The organism is Pontibacillus yanchengensis (genome assembly GCF_009856295.1).
Lineage (GTDB): Bacteria > Bacillota > Bacilli > Bacillales > BH030062 > Pontibacillus > Pontibacillus yanchengensis_A.
The window spans coordinates 541121-559736 of the sequence record NZ_WMEU01000002.1 but is presented as its reverse complement, the minus strand read 5'-3'; the positions used below and the strand labels follow the sequence as shown (position 1 = coordinate 559736).

At 37.6% G+C, this 18616-nt stretch carries 20 protein-coding genes and 1 pseudogene; 9 read left to right on the top strand and 12 right to left on the bottom strand.

Going from position 1 to position 18616, the window contains the following annotated elements; all coding sequences use genetic code 11:
* Window position 1: 1 nt before the first annotated feature.
* Complete coding sequence (locus GLW08_RS09985; RefSeq protein ID WP_337193925.1) at window positions 2-601, bottom strand: aminodeoxychorismate/anthranilate synthase component II; 600 nt, start codon at window positions 599-601, stop codon at window positions 2-4.
* Window positions 602-774: 173 nt separating this feature from the next.
* On the opposite strand from GLW08_RS09985, the gene GLW08_RS09980 reads away from it, so the two are divergent.
* From GLW08_RS09980 to GLW08_RS09970, 3 genes are all read left to right on the top strand, one after another.
* Window positions 775-1206 (top strand): NUDIX hydrolase, encoded by a 432-nt coding sequence (locus tag GLW08_RS09980; protein WP_160848467.1) that lies wholly within the window; start codon window positions 775-777, stop codon window positions 1204-1206.
* Window positions 1207-1263: 57 nt separating this feature from the next.
* The gene (locus tag GLW08_RS09975; RefSeq protein WP_160848466.1) at window positions 1264-1449 is read left to right on the top strand and encodes a hypothetical protein; all 186 of its coding nucleotides are present in this window, start codon (window positions 1264-1266) and stop codon (window positions 1447-1449) included.
* A gap of 317 nt (window positions 1450-1766) precedes the next feature.
* The gene (locus GLW08_RS09970; RefSeq protein ID WP_160848465.1) at window positions 1767-2909 is read left to right on the top strand and encodes a glycosyltransferase; all 1143 of its coding nucleotides are present in this window, start codon (window positions 1767-1769) and stop codon (window positions 2907-2909) included.
* Window positions 2910-2938: 29 nt separating this feature from the next.
* Here the strand turns inward: GLW08_RS09970 and GLW08_RS09965 are convergent.
* Window positions 2939-3205: pseudogene (locus GLW08_RS09965) on the bottom strand (AAC(3) family N-acetyltransferase); the annotation flags it as partial.
* A gap of 73 nt (window positions 3206-3278) precedes the next feature.
* Window positions 3279-3419 (bottom strand): AAC(3) family N-acetyltransferase, encoded by a 141-nt coding sequence (locus GLW08_RS22105; protein WP_337193924.1) that lies wholly within the window; start codon window positions 3417-3419, stop codon window positions 3279-3281.
* A 592-nt stretch (window positions 3420-4011) separates the two neighbouring features.
* Between GLW08_RS22105 and namA the strand changes: the two genes are divergently transcribed.
* Window positions 4012-5028: an NADPH dehydrogenase NamA gene (gene namA, locus GLW08_RS09955; protein ID WP_160848463.1), complete on the top strand. Its 1017-nt coding sequence runs from the start codon at window positions 4012-4014 to the stop codon at window positions 5026-5028.
* A gap of 95 nt (window positions 5029-5123) precedes the next feature.
* Here namA and murB read toward each other — a convergent pair whose 3' ends face one another.
* The 3 genes from murB to GLW08_RS09940 all read right to left on the bottom strand — a co-directional run bounded on the left by murB (window position 5124) and on the right by GLW08_RS09940 (window position 7326).
* Window positions 5124-6053: a UDP-N-acetylmuramate dehydrogenase gene (gene murB / locus GLW08_RS09950; RefSeq protein WP_423808692.1), complete on the bottom strand. Its 930-nt coding sequence runs from the start codon at window positions 6051-6053 to the stop codon at window positions 5124-5126.
* 167 nt (window positions 6054-6220) lie between these two features.
* The gene (locus tag GLW08_RS09945; RefSeq protein ID WP_237458384.1) at window positions 6221-6634 is read right to left on the bottom strand and encodes a GNAT family N-acetyltransferase; all 414 of its coding nucleotides are present in this window, start codon (window positions 6632-6634) and stop codon (window positions 6221-6223) included.
* Window positions 6635-6813: 179 nt separating this feature from the next.
* Window positions 6814-7326, bottom strand: a complete 513-nt coding sequence (locus GLW08_RS09940; RefSeq protein ID WP_160848460.1) for a hypothetical protein — start codon at window positions 7324-7326, stop codon at window positions 6814-6816.
* 455 nt (window positions 7327-7781) lie between these two features.
* Here GLW08_RS09940 and GLW08_RS09935 point away from each other — a divergent pair, with 455 nt between their 5' ends.
* From GLW08_RS09935 to GLW08_RS09925, 3 genes are all read left to right on the top strand, one after another.
* Window positions 7782-8087, top strand: coding sequence for an ArsR/SmtB family transcription factor (locus tag GLW08_RS09935; protein ID WP_160848459.1), 306 nt, complete (start codon window positions 7782-7784; stop codon window positions 8085-8087).
* A gap of 10 nt (window positions 8088-8097) precedes the next feature.
* Window positions 8098-9012, top strand: a complete 915-nt coding sequence (rnz, locus tag GLW08_RS09930; RefSeq protein WP_160848458.1) for a ribonuclease Z — start codon at window positions 8098-8100, stop codon at window positions 9010-9012.
* A 260-nt stretch (window positions 9013-9272) separates the two neighbouring features.
* The gene (locus tag GLW08_RS09925) at window positions 9273-10634 is read left to right on the top strand and encodes an aldehyde dehydrogenase family protein (protein ID WP_160848525.1); all 1362 of its coding nucleotides are present in this window, start codon (window positions 9273-9275) and stop codon (window positions 10632-10634) included.
* Between the two features lie 191 nt (window positions 10635-10825).
* On the opposite strand, the gene GLW08_RS09920 is transcribed toward GLW08_RS09925, so the two are convergent.
* From GLW08_RS09920 to GLW08_RS09895, 6 genes are read right to left on the bottom strand one after another with little or no spacing between them, the layout of a single operon-like run.
* Window positions 10826-11740 (bottom strand): NAD-dependent epimerase/dehydratase family protein, encoded by a 915-nt coding sequence (locus GLW08_RS09920; protein WP_160848457.1) that lies wholly within the window; start codon window positions 11738-11740, stop codon window positions 10826-10828.
* Between the two features lie 52 nt (window positions 11741-11792).
* Entirely contained in the window at window positions 11793-13061 is a 1269-nt protein-coding gene (locus tag GLW08_RS09915; RefSeq protein WP_160848456.1) for a glycosyltransferase family 4 protein, read from the bottom strand.
* Between the two features lie 16 nt (window positions 13062-13077).
* A complete protein-coding gene (locus tag GLW08_RS09910; RefSeq protein ID WP_237458383.1) occupies window positions 13078-14139 on the bottom strand; it encodes a phosphotransferase in 1062 nt (353 codons plus the stop codon).
* A 5-nt stretch (window positions 14140-14144) separates the two neighbouring features.
* Window positions 14145-15320: a carbamoyl-phosphate synthase gene (locus tag GLW08_RS09905; protein WP_160848454.1), complete on the bottom strand. Its 1176-nt coding sequence runs from the start codon at window positions 15318-15320 to the stop codon at window positions 14145-14147.
* A complete protein-coding gene (locus GLW08_RS09900; RefSeq protein WP_160848453.1) occupies window positions 15317-16621 on the bottom strand; it encodes a glycosyltransferase family 4 protein in 1305 nt (434 codons plus the stop codon). Before GLW08_RS09900 ends, GLW08_RS09905 begins: the two co-directional genes overlap by 4 nt.
* On the bottom strand, window positions 16618-17274 hold the full coding sequence (locus GLW08_RS09895; RefSeq protein WP_160848452.1) for a PIG-L deacetylase family protein: 657 nt from the start codon (window positions 17272-17274) through the stop codon (window positions 16618-16620). Before GLW08_RS09895 ends, GLW08_RS09900 begins: the two co-directional genes overlap by 4 nt.
* Window positions 17275-17449: 175 nt before the next feature.
* On the opposite strand from GLW08_RS09895, the gene GLW08_RS09890 reads away from it, so the two are divergent.
* Together GLW08_RS09890 and GLW08_RS09885 are read left to right on the top strand one after the other, a co-directional pair.
* Window positions 17450-18040 (top strand): histidine phosphatase family protein, encoded by a 591-nt coding sequence (locus tag GLW08_RS09890; RefSeq protein WP_160848524.1) that lies wholly within the window; start codon window positions 17450-17452, stop codon window positions 18038-18040.
* Between the two features lie 90 nt (window positions 18041-18130).
* Window positions 18131-18490 carry a Lin0512 family protein gene (locus tag GLW08_RS09885; protein WP_160848451.1) on the top strand — a complete coding sequence of 120 codons (360 nt, stop codon included), beginning with the start codon at window positions 18131-18133 and terminating at the stop codon, window positions 18488-18490.
* Window positions 18491-18616: the final 126 nt, after the last annotated feature.

Sequence of the window (18616 nt, the reverse complement as noted above, 5' to 3'; positions counted from 1 at the left end):
ATTATATCCCCACCATTCTTCCTTTATATTTTGAAGTCAATTCAATAAAATTTTGCAACATCTTATATCCGTATGTACTTAAAATAGACTCAGGGTGAAATTGCAAACCTTCCACAGGATAATGTTTGTGTCGTACGCCCATAATAACACCATCATATGTTTTGGCTGTAATTTGTAAGCACTTTGGCAAATCCCCCTCTTGAGCAATTAACGAATGATACCTCGTAACATTTGTAGGCGTTGGTACTCCTTGATAAACTATTTTCTCATCATGATGGATGGTGGTAACTTTTCCATGCATAGGACTAGCCCCTTTTTGAATACTACCTCCAAAAGCTTCCACAATTAATTGATGTCCTAAACATACCCCGAGTATTGGGATCTCTCTATAAAATGTTTCAAGTACACTCCGACTAATACCTGTTTGGTCCGGAGTTCCTGGCCCAGGAGATAAAATGATACCATTTGGTTCCAACTGTTTAAGTTCTGATAATGTAACAGCATCATTTCGGTACACTGCGACTTGTCCCACCATGTCTTCTATATATTGAGCTAAGTTATATGTAAATGAATCATAATTATCAATGATTACAATCATCATGTTCACCACGTCTTGTTAGTTGTTATTTAGTGTTGTTCCTTTATTATTATAGCTTGATTGCGTTAAATAAGCCAAAGCAGAAATTAACAGTACCCTCCTTTTTTTCTAAACATTCAAAATTATCCATGATACACTATTAATATTGTTTTGAAATAGTTGGAGGTGCCATATTAATGAAACGTGTAGATGTTGCCTATTCTCTAATTTTTGATGAACCAAACCAAAAAATACTGATGGTCCGAAACAAACGAGGGGATTCTTATGATTACTCGTTACCTGGTGGAGCTGTAGAAAAGGGCGAAACGTTAGAACAAGCTGCAATTCGGGAAGCTAAAGAGGAAACTGGATTTGACGTAACAGTAAGCAACTTAATTTCTGTGAATGAATCATTCTTTCAACACAATGGGCATCATGCGATATTTTTTACGTTTCAAGGAGAAATAAAAGATGGGGAGATACATATTTCCAGACCAAATGAAATAGAAGATGTCGTATGGATGGATTTAGATGAGGCAGATCTTCACATGCCATTTTACAAAGACGGAATCAGTACATATATCAAGCAAAACTATGCGATTCCATATATATACCAAGGTGTGAACTAGTATAAAACTGTCCTTGTAAAGCAACCTATTCATGTAAGGAATAGGAGGTGAAGAAGGATGGCCAATAGTAACCGCGCACAAAAAAATGTAACAAAAGCTGCCAAAACATTTAAAGATGGCGCAGATACTGTTTTCGATACCGTTCAAGGAGCTGCGGAGGCTACCGAAAGTGCAGCTATGAACGCTGTTGACAAGACAACTGACGCTGTAAACAAAACAATAGAAAGAACCAAACGTAAATAAGAAAAGCTCGGAGCGCCTTGTTCAGCCCCGACAGGCTTAAGCAAAGCCTGTCGGGACGATTTTGCCACAGACAGGATTTACTTAAGACACCGAGGCGGCAGGCGCTGGAGCTAGACATCTTAGAAAAGCGCAAGTGTCCGTTTAGCGACGTATGTGCTCCGGGACTTTACTTTACAAAGTCCCTAATGCTAAGCATCAACTATTTACAAGTTTGTATTCCGATAAAATACACGGCAGCGCACCTCACTGTCGTGTTTTCTTATTCATTCAATGATATGATGATAGTACCATCTTAAAACTCGAAGGGAGCGTCCACAATGTTAATCCTCATGATCATACTTGCGATATTTTGGATGGTTGCTCTCTTCGATGCCTATATCGGCCTTAGTCGTATCCCAAGATTAGAAACTATATCTTCCAAGCCTTCCAACGAAAAGATTTCGTTGATTATGGCTGCCAAAAATGAACAAGACACGATTGAAAAAAGTATCACGTCATTAATCAGACAAACCTACCCTAACCTTGAATTAATTATTGTAAACGATCGGTCCACAGATGATACAGGATTAATTGCCAACCTTTACGCAACATACGAAAATGTTAAGGTCCATCATGTTGAAACACTACCAGACCATTGGTTAGGAAAAAATCATGCCCTATACCAAGGTTACACCTTAGCAACAGGGGATTATCTGATCTTTACCGATGCTGACATTGAATATCAACCAGATATGATTGAGAAGACTTTTTCATTACTCCTACAGGAAAAAGCATCTTATGTAACTGTTGCACCAGACCTAAAAGCAAAAGGGATTTTGCTTAAGGGCTTCATTGCTTACTTTTTATTTGGATTTGGCTTTTTCAAACGTCCTTGGACTGCCAATAACGATACCTCGAATAAGGGGGGAATGGGGGTTGGAGCATTTCAACTACTATCAAAACAAGTGTATGAGTTAGTTGGTACCCATAAAGCTATGGCGAATAGACCAGATGATGACCTCTACCTTGGTCAGCAAGTAAAGCAAAATGGACATAAACAACGCCTAGTAACTGGTTTGGAGCATCTAAAAGTCGAGTGGTACCCAACCCTTAGAAATGCAATCAAGGGGTTAGAGAAGAACACGTTCGCAGGGCTCCACTATTCTTGGCTATTAGCTATTTTCGCCATAACAGGCACGCTTATCTCCCAGGTTCTCCCTTTCATTGTTTTCTTTATTTCAGATGGCTTAACAAAATGGCTCAGCCTCTTGGTAGTAGTGCTTATTTACGCCTTGCACAGTTTGACAACCGAAAAACTAACCACTTACTCATTACCAATTGTATTGCTTTTTCCTTTTGAGGCTCTCGTGTTTACCTTTACTATTACTCGTGCTGTTCTGCTAACCTACTACCGCGGTGGGATTACATGGCGCGGTACCTTTTATCCCTTATCCTCCTTAAAAAAGCAGAAGCCTAAGTAGAAAGGTGTTTCTGCTTTTTTCATGGAGTTTTATGATTGTTGGTCATACTGGTTAAGCCACGTTACTGCATAATCTACCAGTTCTTGCATGGACATTAATTTTGAAGATGCGGAGCCGACAAACCCTTGATTGATTTCATGATTTTGTTCAACCCCCTCCCCAATAGAATGAAAAAGTTCATCCCGCAAATTAAGTTCATGAAACTTCTTCCATACCTCTTGCCCCTCAATAAACATGGAAGCTCCCATGATGATAACATCTTGTTTATGATTTCGATTCTCAGCAAGATGTAATGAAGTACAGCTATTAGACCAATAAAGAGAACCTTTGCCTTCCCATCATAAGCTGGCATGGTTTTCGAATTTCTTCTCACCAATCTTTAGGTACAGGCGGGTTTCTACATTTTGATGGATCCATTAAATCTTCTGATTGAGTTGGCATTACGATTGTTCCATCTTCCATTATAACATCCATTAGAGCTTGAATCACTGCTACCGCCCCACCATTCACCAAATATTCGCTAAACTATTTTCATTCTTAATCACATCTTCGAATGTAAAACGACCTTCAATATTTTAATAAAGTTCTCTCTGCTTTAATCGTTGTGCCAATGCTGGATAATTATTTTCTATTTCATGAAACAGTGTTGTTACCATATCTTCATCAATATCATTTTCCAATCAGTAGGATATACTTTCTGATGATGTAAGTTTGCAGCTAATCGTAGCCTATAAGTTGTATCTCATTTGGCTCTACTACTAATTCTTCATTTAAATATTGATTATATTGGCATTCTAAGGCTTTATCATTTTCCATTTTCCTGAGTTCGATAAGGACCGTTTAGAAGAAATTGAATCATTTGTAGATCGTCTAGGAGAATTTTCGCCTACAAAAGTTGCTGTAGAATGGACGATATAAGATGGATGGCTTCTTCTGCAAGTTTCTTTCCTCCTCTCTCTAATTGTTACAACATACAATATTTGGTTTTATGCCATCAAGAACGATAGTCCAGTTCATTCTGTAAGCATAAGCTGTGACCCCTTCCTGTTTCTATGAGAAAATAACAAAACACAGAGATGGAAGGAAATAAGGAGGAATTTTAATGGAAGCGGCTCTTTTTTCACCTATTACATTTGGTAAAGTTACCCTTAAGAATCGAATTGTCATGTCACCAATGTGCATGTATTCATCGGAAACAGAAGACGGTCAAGTAGCTCCTTTTCATTTTGCTCATTATGAAAGCAGAGCTGCTGGACAGGCAGGATTAGTTATGACAGAAGCGACAGCTGTCTTACCTGAAGGGCGTATCTCTCCACAAGACCTCGGTATTTGGAGTGATGATCATATAGATGGACTTCAGAAAATCAATGAAGGGATTCATCGGCATGGGGCTAGAGCTGGGATTCAGTTGGCACATGCTGGAAGGAAAGCGAGATTAGAAGGAGATATTTTTTCTGCTAGCGCCCTTCCATTTGATGAAAATATGAAGACGCCTAATGAAATGACAAAAGAGGATATAAACAGGACTATTCACGCTTTTGCGGAAGGTGCTCGTCGCGCAAAAGAAGCTCATTTTGATATTATTGAATTACACGGCGCTCATGGCTATCTAATTAACCAATTCCTGTCTCCTCTAACAAATAAGAGGAAGGATGAATATGGCGGGAATGCAGAAGCAAGGTTCCAATTCCTTCGGGAAGTAATAGAAGCTGTACAAGAGACATGGGATGGTCCCATCTTCACTCGCATATCGGCTAATGAATATGACGATAACGGAAATACAAATAAAGATTTTCTTCATTTCGCAAAAGAGATGAAAAAGCTGGGCATCGATTTGATTGATTGTAGTTCTGGTGGCGTTATTCCAGCTCGTCCTCCTGTTTTTCCTGGATACCAATTGAAGTACGCTGATGAGATTCGTAACCAAGCAGGAATTGCGACTGGTGCTGTAGGAAAAATCACCTCAGGCCTACAAGCAGAAGAAGTGATTCAAAACGGTCGTGCTGACCTAATATTCGTTGCTCGTGCCATGCTTCGAAACCCATATTGGGCGAAAGCAGCTGCAGACGATTTATGTGTAGAGATAGATGCACCAAAACAGTATAAACGTGGATGGTAATTAGAGCGAGGATGAATCATATTTTTTAATTTTATACGAAAATACAAAAAGAGCTCGGATTCATTTCCAAGCTCTTTTCTATATTGGATGTCAATTTAGTCAGCGACTTCTTCGTCTTCTCCAATAATTTTCACTTCTCGTTCAAGTGATACACCATATTTATCTTTCACTGTCTTTTGAACCAATTCAATCACGGAGATGTATTCCTCTGCAGTAGCATTGGATTTATTGACAATAAACCCAGCATGCTTCGTAGAAACTTCCGCTCCCCCGATACCTTTTCCTTGAAGCTCACTATCTTGAATTAATTTTCCAGCGAAATATCCAGGAGGACGTTTAAAGACACTTCCACATGAAGGATATTCAAGTGGTTGCTTAGATTCTCGTTTATACGTAAGATCATCCATCTTTTCCTTAATGGTATCGTAATCCCCAATTTCTAAATCAAATCGTGCCTCTAAGACAATGTAACCTTTTTCAGCTATATTACTTGTGCGATACTCCAGATCTAAATCTTCAGCTGATAAGGTCAGCAGGGAACCGTTACGATCCACTACAATTGCGTGATATAACACATCTTTAATTTCTCCACCATAGGCCCCGGCGTTCATAAATAGAGCGCCACCTACGGTACCAGGGATACCACAAGCAAATTCTAACCCTGTCAGTTTCTCGTTAAGAGCTTCTCGTGATGCATCTATTATTCTAGCTCCGCTTTCTGCGATAATACTGTTGTTTTCTCGTTTGATGGAATCAAGCTTCTTCAGGCTCAACACAATTCCACGTATGCCGCCATCTTTAATAATTACATTCGAACCATTCCCAAGTAACGTAAAAGGAACATCGGCTTTATTTGCTATTTTTACAACTTGCTGTACTTCCTCATAGGTAGTTGGTGTTACAAATAAGTCTGCTTTTCCACCTAATTGTGTATAAGTATGGTTTTTTAGAATCTCATTCACCATCACATGTTCCTTTGGCAATGTTGAGAGTAATTCTTGATAGACATGATGGTACTTTACCACTTGCATCAACCCTTTATCGAAAATAATATCGTACTAACACTCTACTTTTTTGTAGCACAGTGTAAGACTAAAAAAATCATTGCGGTATTTGTTTTGTTTTACAGAAAGCATGCATAACCATGTTTCTGCATGATGAGAAACTCAGGCGTTTTCCTTCTAAAAGTTGATTATAACATAATACGAAATACATAACTTTTTCGCTTATACCCCATTTTATGCTCATAAAATTGATGTGCCAATTCTTTTTCTAGACCAGAGGATAAAGCTACTTGTTCACAGTTTTGCTCTTTTCCCCATTCCTCTATAAATTGTAACATCCTTTTTCCATAACCTTGAGATCTCACATGTTCATTGGTAACGAGATCGTGTACCCATACATACCTACCCCATGCGAAGCATGTATCGATTATAACACCCGCTAGTGCTACGATGTCTCCTTCCTCTTCATACGCAAAGAGTCGATATCCATTCTGTTTCATTTCCTCCATCATGGCAAGATATGTAGCTTGCGTTAGTTGGTTTCTTAGCTGTTTCATGATAGGGAAAGCTTTGATCCAATCTTTTTTATTATGTAATTCCATTACTCCCATTAGATGGACCATTCCTTTCATGAACTCGATTAATTTATAGCAAAAATTCTAAATACAATGTTCGTTGAAACAGTGTACCTCTCTACGTTATCAGAAATCGTCTTATAACACATTAAAATCCTAACAAATGAAAAACAATTGTTAGGATTTTTTTACTCACCATTATTATATTATGTAGAAGAATACATGGAATTTGCTATCTGAACCACATCTTTCTTGGTGTAATTCAATTTATCCCCAGGCGTAAAGGACATTAACTTGATAATGTAAGTTTCATTACTTTGCTTGTCACTCCAAAAAAGTTTTTTACCAAACTCATTTATGGAGTAGTTAGCCTGACCTCCATTAGCCAATTCAACAGTTTGATTTTGGTTCTGATAGACGTCACTATTACCTTTCATTGTCATTACGTGTAAATTTAACGTTCCATTTGAAAATACAAGTTCTACTATGGATTGGTCCTCGTTTGGAGAAACAACGGCCTCTACATTCGTTACATGAAAGGGGATATAGTCTGGGATTTTCACCCGTTTTCTTTCCTCTTCTGTCAGAGAGCTTAATTGCTTTTCAAGGGAAGGATAGTCTTTCTCAAGCTCCTGCAAAGTGTAACTATTGGACTGCTTACCACAACCAGAAAGAAGTCCGATTAGCACAATAGTAAATAATAAAAGGTAACGCTTCATACTTTCTCATCCTTTTTCCATATAAAATCTTCATCACTATTTTAGACGGATAAATACTTCATTTGGATTCAACGTTTTTCAAATTTTTGTATATTTTTTAAATTGCTCTCCTTATTTCTTGCAATTTAAAGCAATAACAATTATACTTCGTTTAAAAATTTAAACCAATTAGAAAAACAAAATCGCATGTGCCCGGTTAGCGATTTACAGACTGCGGCCTACACGACGTAGATTGGTTCGATGTTGATACGTATGTAGTGGTTTAAATCGAACTTCCTCAAAACCCTTTTGAGATAAAGGAAACACGAAGAGCGAAGCGATTCGATGTTGACTTATCCTAAGGAAGAGCAGGAAGTTTGCTAGTCGCTGGGCGCTGGAGCTAGACGTGGTCACATCACTTTTTTAGTTTTACACAAGCACTGAAATTTATAATTTTCTATAGGAGAACAATTTTTATGACTGGTCATATTGAACAGTTGTTTCGATTAAATACATTAACGTTTCACGCTTTGGGTGATACTGCTAGACAAGATATTATTCTTCTTTTAGATAAACATAAACGGTTGAATGTAAGCGAGATAGCCGAACACTCCCCCCTCTCACGACCTGCAGTCTCTCATCATTTAAAAATTTTACGGGAAGCAGGTATTATAGCCACCGATAAAGAAGGCACCAAACGCTATTATTATTTAACACTGGAACAAAGAATCGATCTATTGAAACAATTGATTATTGGAGTTGAAGATCAATGTATCACGTAGGAGGATTATCATGAATTTGTATTTTTTAGGGACTGGAGCTGGTGTTCCCTCTAAAAAACGAAATGTTACATCCATTGCATTACAAATGCTACAAGAACGAGGCAGCACATGGTTATTTGATTGCGGCGAAGCTACTCAGCACCAAATTTTACATACAAACATTCGACCTAGGCGTATTGAAAAAATTTTTATAACACACCTCCATGGCGATCACATTTTTGGGCTACCAGGATTCTTGGGAAGTCGTTCGTTTCAAGGGGGAGATTCGTCTTTAGCCATCTATGGACCAAAAGGGATTCAGGCTTATGTAGAAACAGCTCTTGCGATTAGCGGAACGAATTTAACATATGGCCTAGAATTTTATGAAGTGGAAGAAGGAATTATTTATGAGGATGATTATTGTACAGTAAGCTGTCATAAATTAGACCATGTCATTGCGAGCTTTGGATATTGTATTCAAGAACATGATAAGCCTGGTGAGTTACTAGTCGATAAATTAAAAGCACAAGGAGTTCCACCAGGTCCTATTTATCAACAAATTAAAGAGCAACCTGCTGTTACCTTTGAAGGAAAAGTTCTCCATCGAGAAGAATATCTAGGAGAACGAAAGTCGGGTCGTAAGGTTTGTATTCTTGGAGATACTCGATACATGAGTAAATTGAAAGATTTTGTAAAAGACGCAGACGTACTCGTCCATGAAGCTACATTTTCAAAAAATGAGACAAATCTTGCCTATAATTACTTCCATTCTACTACTCAACAAGCAGCTCAACTCGCAAGTGATGCAAATGTAAAAGAATTAATCCTTACCCATATTTCATCCCGTTATCAAGATGATGACCTTGAAGGACTTGTAAGCGAAGCTAGAGAACAATTTCCAAACACAAATATTGCAACAGACTTATCACAATTCCCAGTTTCCTAACGAAATGCGCAAGCGCCCTAGGAGCAACGTATATGCTGCGGGCTACACGTAGTAGGTTGGTTCGATGTTGCTGCAGGATGCAGCGGTCTTAATCGAACATCCTTTAAACCAGTATTAGATAAAGGAAACACGAGGAATATTAAACCGTGCAAAAAAGTTAAAAATGATAGCTGAAACATAGTAATCGAACCATTTCTTAAACTAATCACCAAAAAATATTAAATAAATCATTTAAATTAAAGGGTGGTCTCGTTTTGAATATCAGTGAAATCGCGCATCATCAAAAACAGTTCTACTATACAGAAAAAACCAAATCCCTTGCGTTTCGAAAAGAACGGTTACAAGCACTAAAAACGATGATAGAAACCAATGAACAACGTATTATGGATGCATTAAAAACGGACCTTAATAAGTCTGAATTTGATAGTTATACCCATGAAATTGGCTTTTTATATGCTGAAATAAATTTTATGTTGAAAGAAGTTAAGGAATGGATGAAACCAACCAAAGTAAAAACACCAGCTTCTCACTTTGGATCCAAAAGCTACATCCACAAAGATCCATACGGCACATGTTTAATCATCGCACCTTGGAATTATCCATTTCAACTGGCTTTAGCTCCAGTGATTGGTGCTATCGCTGCCGGTAATACTATCGTACTTAAACCATCTGAATTAACTCCTACTGTCTCGTCATTATTAAAGCAATTGGTAGAAGAAGCATTTGACCCTGCCTTTTTCACTGTTTTCGAAGGGGCAGTGGAAGAGACTCAACAGTTACTTGAGCAACGTTTTGATCTCATTTTCTTCACAGGAAGTGTACCTGTTGGAAAAATTGTTATGGAAAAAGCTGCAAAGCACGTTACCCCAGTCATACTAGAACTTGGAGGAAAAAGCCCTGTCATTGTAGACGAGGATGCGAAGCTTGATGTTGCCGCTAAGCGTATCGCATGGGGCAAATATACAAATGCAGGCCAAACCTGTATTGCTCCTGACTACCTTTATGTACATCGTAATGTGAAGCCAGAATTATTAAGTAAACTGAAAGATTCCATTGTAGAGATGTATGGAAAAGAACCGATGCAAAATGAAACATACACCCATATTGTCAATCAGAAACACTTCTCACGATTGTCTGCTTATTTAGATAATGGAGAGTTGGTCCATGGCGGACAAACAAACGCTGAGGAGCTTATCATAGAACCAACGGTATTGGATCATATAAGCTGGGATGATGCCATTATGAAAGATGAAATTTTCGGACCTCTTCTGCCTGTATTAACGTTTGACAACCTGGATGATGTCATTACACAAGTTCAAACACAGGAAAAACCATTAGCTTTATATTACTTTTCTGAAGATGAGCAAAAACAGCAAACCATACTTGATCAGCTTCCGTTTGGAGGCGGTTGTATGAATGATACCTTGTTTCACGTCGCAAACCCTCACCTTCCCTTTGGTGGTGTAGGACCTAGTGGTTTAGGAAGTTACCATGGGAAAGCAAGCTTCGATGCCTTTACTCATCAGAAAAGCGTCGTTTACCAAACCACTAAATTTGATTTCTCATTCCGCTATCCGGGATCAAAATTGGGACTATCCATTGTGAAGAAATTGCTTCGATAGAAAAAAGGAAGAGTACTCGCTCTTCCTTTTTTTATTTCAGAGCGTTCTTTTTGATATCAGATACCTTTTAAAGTTCAGAGATTTTTAAATTTTTAAGAGCAACCTCCTTTACACCATAATCATAAAAAGTAGTTCACTTAAGGAGTACAATAGTAGATGTTCTCCTCCAAAGCTGAACTACTTAACCACTCTTATAACGTTTTCTTCATCCAATTTATCGTTTCGTCTAATCCTGAATGCATAGTAACGGAAGGAGTCCAATTTAAATACTTAGTAGCTTTTGCATGATCTAAAACACATTGCTGAATATCACCGTCTTTTTCCGGTTTATAAACAGGTGAATAGTTTCCAGGAAGCTTACCATCAAGTAGATGGTAGAGATCATTTATGCTGAGTGTTTGAGAGGATCCTATAGTAAACGTATCATTTAAAGCTGATGTTAATGCTTTTTCATTCGCTCTCGCCACATCCTGTACATAAACGAAATCTCTTGTTTGTTTACCACTTCCATAAATTATTGGATCCTGCTTAAGCAACATATTTCGTATAAAAATCGCTACCACACCACCTTCTCCCGACGAATCTTGTCTCGGTCCATAAACATTTCCATATCGAAATATGGTGTAGGGAACTCCAAAAAGTTGATAAAAGAGTTTAATATATGTTTCAGCTGCAAGCTTAGAGACACCATATACGGAGATAGGACTCGTTGGAGTTTGTTCATTCATGAGACCTTTGTGATCACCATAGACTGCACAAGATGAGGAAAAAATGAACTGTTTTATATTATATTCTTTTGCACATGAAAGTAGCTGAATCGTTCCGAGTACATTGGTGCGTATATCCTCTTCTGGATGGAGTATCGAGGTTGTTATATCTGTTTGAGCAGCCATATGAATAACAGCGTCTGGTTGTTCTTCCTTAAAAACGTTTTTCACTTCATCTGATGCTACATCTATCTGGTAGATAGGGATAGAATCTGGTAAATGATCCCTTTTCCCACTTGATAAATTATCTAACACTACAGGGGAGTGCCCTTTGTGAATCAACCATTCTACAACATGGGAACCGATAAAGCCTGCACCTCCTGTCACAAGTACTTTCACACCAATCCCCCCTTTCTATATTTGTCTATTTTTCCTTTTCTTCTTTCTAACCCTAAACTGTTTTACGATACGCCTCTTCTATCCCCTCGACCATTTTCTCGTTCGTTAAATATTGATTGGCATAGTGATAGGCATTGGTGCCAAGAATTTTTCTAAAAGAAGCATCCTTTATGAGTAATTCCAGTGCTTCTGTTAATTGTTGTACATTACCTGGCTCACATATCACCCCAGTTCTGTTGTGTTCAATCATCTCTGGAATTCCACCACAGTTGGTAGTGATAATTGCTTGTTTGGCAAACATAGCCTCCAAAACGGATATTGGAAAATTGTCATTAAGAGTTGGCAAAACATATATATCAGAAGTAGCCAATATCTCTTCTATATCAAATCGCTTTCCTAGAAAACGAATATTCTCCAGTTTTAATTGTTTCGCTTGTTTTTCTAACGATTCACGCATTGTACCCTCCCCTACAATGTTCACCTTCACATGATTTAAGTTCTCTTTCATTTGCGAGAGTGCTTCTAATAAATACGAATGACCTTTTCTTGGAGATAAGCGAGCAATGCATGTTATGACGACCTGATTAGGATTACGATTTACATCTTCAACTGAAAAATCAATTCCTGTTCGAACTCGAATCATTTTTTCATCTAAAGCTTCGTATTCCTTAAGTGGCTTTCTGAACGAATTGCTTATGAGGATTACCTTATTAGCGGCTTTTAGGCCTTGTTTTTCAATTTCGCTAAAATACGTTTCTTCTACAGAATTGGGCTGAATTTTATTGAATTTCAAGCGACTTTGAGTGAATAAGCCATGAGGGGTGAAAAATAGTGGTTTTTGAAACATGGAATTAAGCTTGCCTAAAATGAATATAGAAAACAAATCTTGTGCGTGAATGACATCATACTTTTGTAGATTTTTTTCCTCCAAGAACATTTGATAAGTTTGCATAAAGCTAGCATTCTTCACGATTTTTGGATTTGCTTCTCCAAATCTATCTATCAAATAGGTTTCAGTCGCTTTTTTATACTGGATAATCCTATCCCTAAATTCTTCTTCAGGAAGTTGACTTGGACTTTGAACATCTACATCATGCCCAGCTTCTTGCAATCCCCTCTGAATCCCAGTAATATAGTGTGATAACCCACCAGTTATTGGGTATCGAAATGAGGTTACGATTAGAATTTTTAGTGATTCTTTATTGGGAATAAGCGTACCTTTGATATCCGCTTCATTCAGATTAACCTTAGATATTCTAGGAGTGTTTCCGTAAAAGGTATCTAGTTCGTATAGTAAACTGGGATGGATATTCTCCCCCATACCTCCCCCCTCCTTCTTATGCTTGATAAATCCCTAATTCCTTACCCCAGGTAGAGATTTTTTCTAAATGATAAGGTAAAAGTTCTCCTTTTCGACCATCAAAGATACGTCTGAGTTGAGTGTGTAATCCTTTTTCTAGCGTTCTTTGTAGGTAAGCCATTTTGTATAGTTTTAGTGGGTCTGTTTGAAATGTTATTCCATGACTGTTCATTTCCCTCACATACGTATCAATACATTTTTTTCGAATCATATCTGCATCAGCTTGCCAATCTTTTCGAAATCCTAACAACAATTCTACTAATACAACCATGTCAAACCAGACTGGACCAATCTTTGCTGATTCCCAATCGATGAATTGAATATCCCATGGCTCTTTTTTTGAGACATCATGCGTGCATATATTCTGCATATGGAGGTCACCATGAGTTAGGGCCACCCCATCATGGAACAACTCATCAAACATGAATAATTCTTTCTTATATATCGTTAGAAGCGGCCCAGCATGAGGAGCAAGTATTGATTTCAAACGTTTATCTTGTAACGATTTTTCTATAAAGTTTACGGTTTTCTTGCTGTATTTCCCTCGTTCTTTTGCCATAATGCCAGAGTAGTAAACAGGTAGATTGCAAGAAGATAGTTGATGATTGGGATCTTGGGATACTTGGTACGTATGGGCGTGGAGTTGTGCTACAGCAGGAATGATGTAGTCTAAATGAGATGGGGAGAAGAAGGTTCTCCCTCTAACTTGTTGGACAAACTCCATAAACACCCACGTCTCATCCCCTTGTTGGTGATTCAGATACACAGCTGGCAAAAAATCCGCGAGGTAATCTTGCGCTTGACGGTAGATGGCAAGCTCTACTTCATTTTTGTATTTAGCATGACTATAAACTTTTAATATAATGGGAATGCTTCTCTGTTTACCCAAAAGTGTCAATGAATAGATACTACTTCGTGAGGTGGATTTCAGACAAGCGATAGACGTATCAACAATGACCTCCTCATTAAAAGAGGAAGTAAGCTTTGACTCAATATTAGTTTGTTTTATTTGTTCCACTAAACCTTTCGATCGATCCATATTTATCACTCCTTTCTTCTCTTTCTCCAAGCTTTCCATAAGTGAGAGGTAGAACTTCGAACAAACGGCATCCCATCATCTTTTGCGAATAATGCAAATACCTTCTCCCCTTTAAGCCCTCTTATAAATTCAAGGAAATTCATCTTCCCCTCTTTCCTTTTTTCAAGGTAAGTGAGAAAATAACGCACTAAATAAATCCATTTTATTCCTTCTTTGAAGTCAATAGTCGAGGGAGTTTTTTGTTTCGTCATATATAAATAATACAAGTACGCGAAATCAACAGCCGCCGCTCCCGTTAAACTATGCGTTAACCAAAAACGTGGGTTTATCTCAATAAATTTAAATACACCATCTCTAGGGTCTCTTTTAAATTCAGCCATAGCAATCCCTTTTAGTTGAAGGTTTTGAAAAAACGGTAAACCTAGTGTATATAACTCAGGTACTTTGCGGCTTTCAATATGAGCACCTGTCCCAAATTCAGCCGGAAATTGATGATTTTTTTGGAGAGTAAAGGAAGCCAATAAATTCATATCTTCCCCATAAAAGGTAGCTAATTTATAGAAACAACGATTATCACCAGGAATCTCTTCTTGAATGACCATTTCTCCAATAGATTGATAGTACTCATAATCTTTCATTAATTGAGATGCATCCTCTACCCGTATTGCCTTTTTGTTTAATTTTGTACGGAATTGATAGCCATGGGAGGGTTTTAATATACAAGGGAACTGAATTTCACTAATGACATCATGTAATTGGCTTATATCATCAATAAAAAATGTCTTCGGGGTTGGGATTTGATGCTCTACAGCTAACTTATATGTTTCCTTCTTATCTAGTAAGGTTTCAATCATTTCTGGTTCTGGAATAAGAAACAAAAAGTAAGGCCTTAACTGATCTCGATAGCGAGATTGAAAAGAAACGAAATCATCAGACCCTACATAAAGAACGGGCTTTTTAGGTAATCCTTTAGCTAATGTTTGTAAGAAATGAAGAAGTTTGTCAGGCTCCGTTATAGGGTTTGGACATATATCACATACAGCCAATCTCGATTTCCCTATTCTATAAGATGACTCTTTATCATAGGCATACACATCAATCCCTTTTCTTGCTAAACTACGAATGACTCCTACTCCATTAGCACTCAGATCCAAGACCACTGCTGGATGATCATGGTTCATCGGTTATCTCCTCCAACATGATCATGATAACGAGCTTCAATATCATGGACCATACGTTCTCTAGAAAAGTTTTGTTTCGCATACTGATAAGCAGCCTTTGCTACCTTTTTTCGTTCATTAGATTGCTGAATGAACTTTTTTAACGCATTGGACAATGCTTGCACATCACCAGGAGCTACAAGAAGTCCTGTCTCGCTATGCTTGATCATTTCAGGAATGCTTCCACTAGTAGTAGATATTATTGCTACCTTACTATGCATCGCTTCCATAATACTAATAGGTAACGTATCATTTAACGTAGGTAGCACAAAGATATCGGTTCTAGCTAATAAATCAGGAATGTCTTCCCTTTTCCCTAAGAATGTAACATTGGATAGTTTGCTCTCTTTCACTTGCTTTTCTAATTGTGATCGCATCTCTCCATCACCCACAATTAACACCTCAACATTTTCTATTGAACCCTTGATCAAGGATAATGCTTTAAAGAATACAGAGTGCCCTTTTCTAGGTCCCAGTCGTGAAATAATGGTTATCGTAAGTTTGTTAGAACTGCTTTTATCTGATTTCGCTAATGTGGCATTAAATTCAATACCAGTAGGAATCGTCAGCATCTTTTCTTTACGGGCCCCTAATTCCATGAGAGGTTTTCGAAAAGAATCTCCTAAAATAATGATTTCATCAGAATATTGGATGGCCTTCTTTTCCATATGCGAATAATAGACCTCTTCAATCGATCCTTTCTCAATTCGATTAAATCGCAAACGGTTGCTGGTAAACATACCATGAGGTGTGTAAAATATAGGTTTCTTCTTCTCACCTATTAATCGACCTAATGCATTTGCAGTAAATATATCCTGTGCATGGTACACGTCATAAGTGCCGATATTCTTATGCTGAGCAAGCATATGTTCATATATAAATAGTAATCTTGCATGCTGAAGGATCTTTTTACTAACCGTTTTGTATCGTTTTCTAAAAAAACGATTTAATGCAGATTCAACTTCCTTCTTTAACGAAGCCACTACTGATGTGGGAAATTGATTAGGAGAAATAACATCTACTTTATGACCTTTTTCTTGTAATCCATCCCGTAAATTAGAGATATAATTCGATAAACCTCCCGTATGAGGAAAATCCCAGAAAGTAGCTATTAATATAGTTAATTTCTTTTTGGCTTTTTTCTGTTTTTGGTGCTTTATTGTTTTTGGTTGAGGTAATTCTGGTATTGAGGAGGATACTCCATAATAGTCGTCCATTATGTTGATGACATCTGAGTGAGGTAGAATTTCGTTTGCCTTCATAGCCACACCCTCCTTATCAATTCAAATGCTTCAGCGTAGGGGACCCCTACTGTCATTCCTCGTACTCGTGCTAAATACCTTACTCCATCATAAGATCGAGGATGAGGAAAGTTTCTCATCTCCACCTCGTAGCTCTTTAAAGCTTTGATTTTATCATCCATATAATCCGTAACATTCACAAAGTAATTGGGTTTAAATGTTTTATCATTGGTTTGGATATTCCATTCACTCGAAGAAACAGTTTCAAAAGTTATCAGATCTATTGGGGATTGGCCAGGTATAGGACGAACTGCAGTTAATACAGCTTCAAAAACCTTTTGATGATCGCGATTTACATCTCCATAATGATGAGTGAAAATTATTTGGGGCTGGTAAAGATTTATTAATAATTCGATTTCCTTGGTCAGTGTATGGAGAGGTAATTGTTCAAGCTTTAAATTTTCATATTCAAGGAATTTAACTTCCTTAATACCGATTTCCTTATTTGCCTGTTTCATTTTTTGCTTCATTTTATGTTCTTCTTCTTTTCTACCTTTGGCTACAATAGTGGAAATGACGGTATGTCCTTCTTTTATCAGTTTCTTTAATGTTCCTGCTACTCCTAACAGTTCATCATCAGGATGTGCAGCAATGACTAGTACAGATTTTGTCATATCGTTCACACCTTTTAGTAAGCTTTCTTTTATACTATTAGCACTAGATAGAATAAGGCACTGCTCTTACCTATTCCATACCATCCAATTTTACGTCTTTCTGAGTTGCTTATCATGAAGAAATACGCTTCAATAGATAAAGAAGAGATTATTATAGAAGTTAGGACTGATTACTATTACAACAATATGTCTCGTACGACACGGAGAAACAGAATGGAATAAACAAAAACGCCTACAAGGGCAAGAGGATATCCCATTAAATGAATTAGGAATAGAACAAGCTAAAGAATGTGGGGAGCATCTCAAAACAGAGCAATGGGACACTATTATTTCAAGCCCTTTATCTCGCGCCAAAAAAACAGCTGAAATCATTCAAACGCACATAAAAACCCCTCCAGAAATTATCGAGATGGACGCGTTTAAAGAACGCTCATTTGGAAAAGGGTCAGGCTTGTATTTTAATGAGATTCAAACCTTATATCCAGATCGAAATTATCCTGGTATGGAAACATGGGAGGATTTTAAAGCCCGTATCTTGCAAGGACTCCATCAAGTTCATCAACAATATCCCCACCAAAAAATCCTACTAGTAGCACATGGAGCTGTTATTAATGGGATTCTGTCTGTACTCTCTAATGGAGAGATTGGCTCTGGAAAAACAAAACTAATTAACGCATGTATTACAAACATCGAGCGTTTTGAAGAAACTTGGAAAGTTACCAATTACAATGAGACCAGTCACCTTTCCTCATTCACACAACATTAAGGATGTATGTATTCACCTGTCATTTCAACCGCAAACGGCATGTGTGATACCATTGTATTAACTGATTTTTGAAAGGGGATTGTATGATATATGGATCAATTGTTATTTATTCAAACCGGAATGGGTGTTGACGTTCACGGCCAGAACATAACCAAAGCAGCAGAACGCGCTATTAAAAATGCTATTCACACCAATTCTATGCCAGGTATTCGTTATAGCCTTCCAGAACAATCCTTAGATAACATGGTAGTAAACATTAAGCTAGCTGTACCTACAGATCAAGAAAAGTTAGATTACGATGTTATTAAACAATGCATTCCTTATGGAAATGTCTCTGTTGAAATTATGGATGGTGGTATGCTTACTACTAGTGGTATTGAGTTGCCGGATAAAGAAGACAAAAATGACCTTATGTATATGGTCAATGCATCAGTAGAAGTTGGATATTAATCAGTAGAGGGCTCTGGAATTCAGAGTCTTGTTTTTATAAGGCTTTGAAGCAGCACTATCTAGAAAGATCCTGATTTTCCATTTTATTGTAATTCGTGTGTGATATAATAATGATGAAAAAGTACA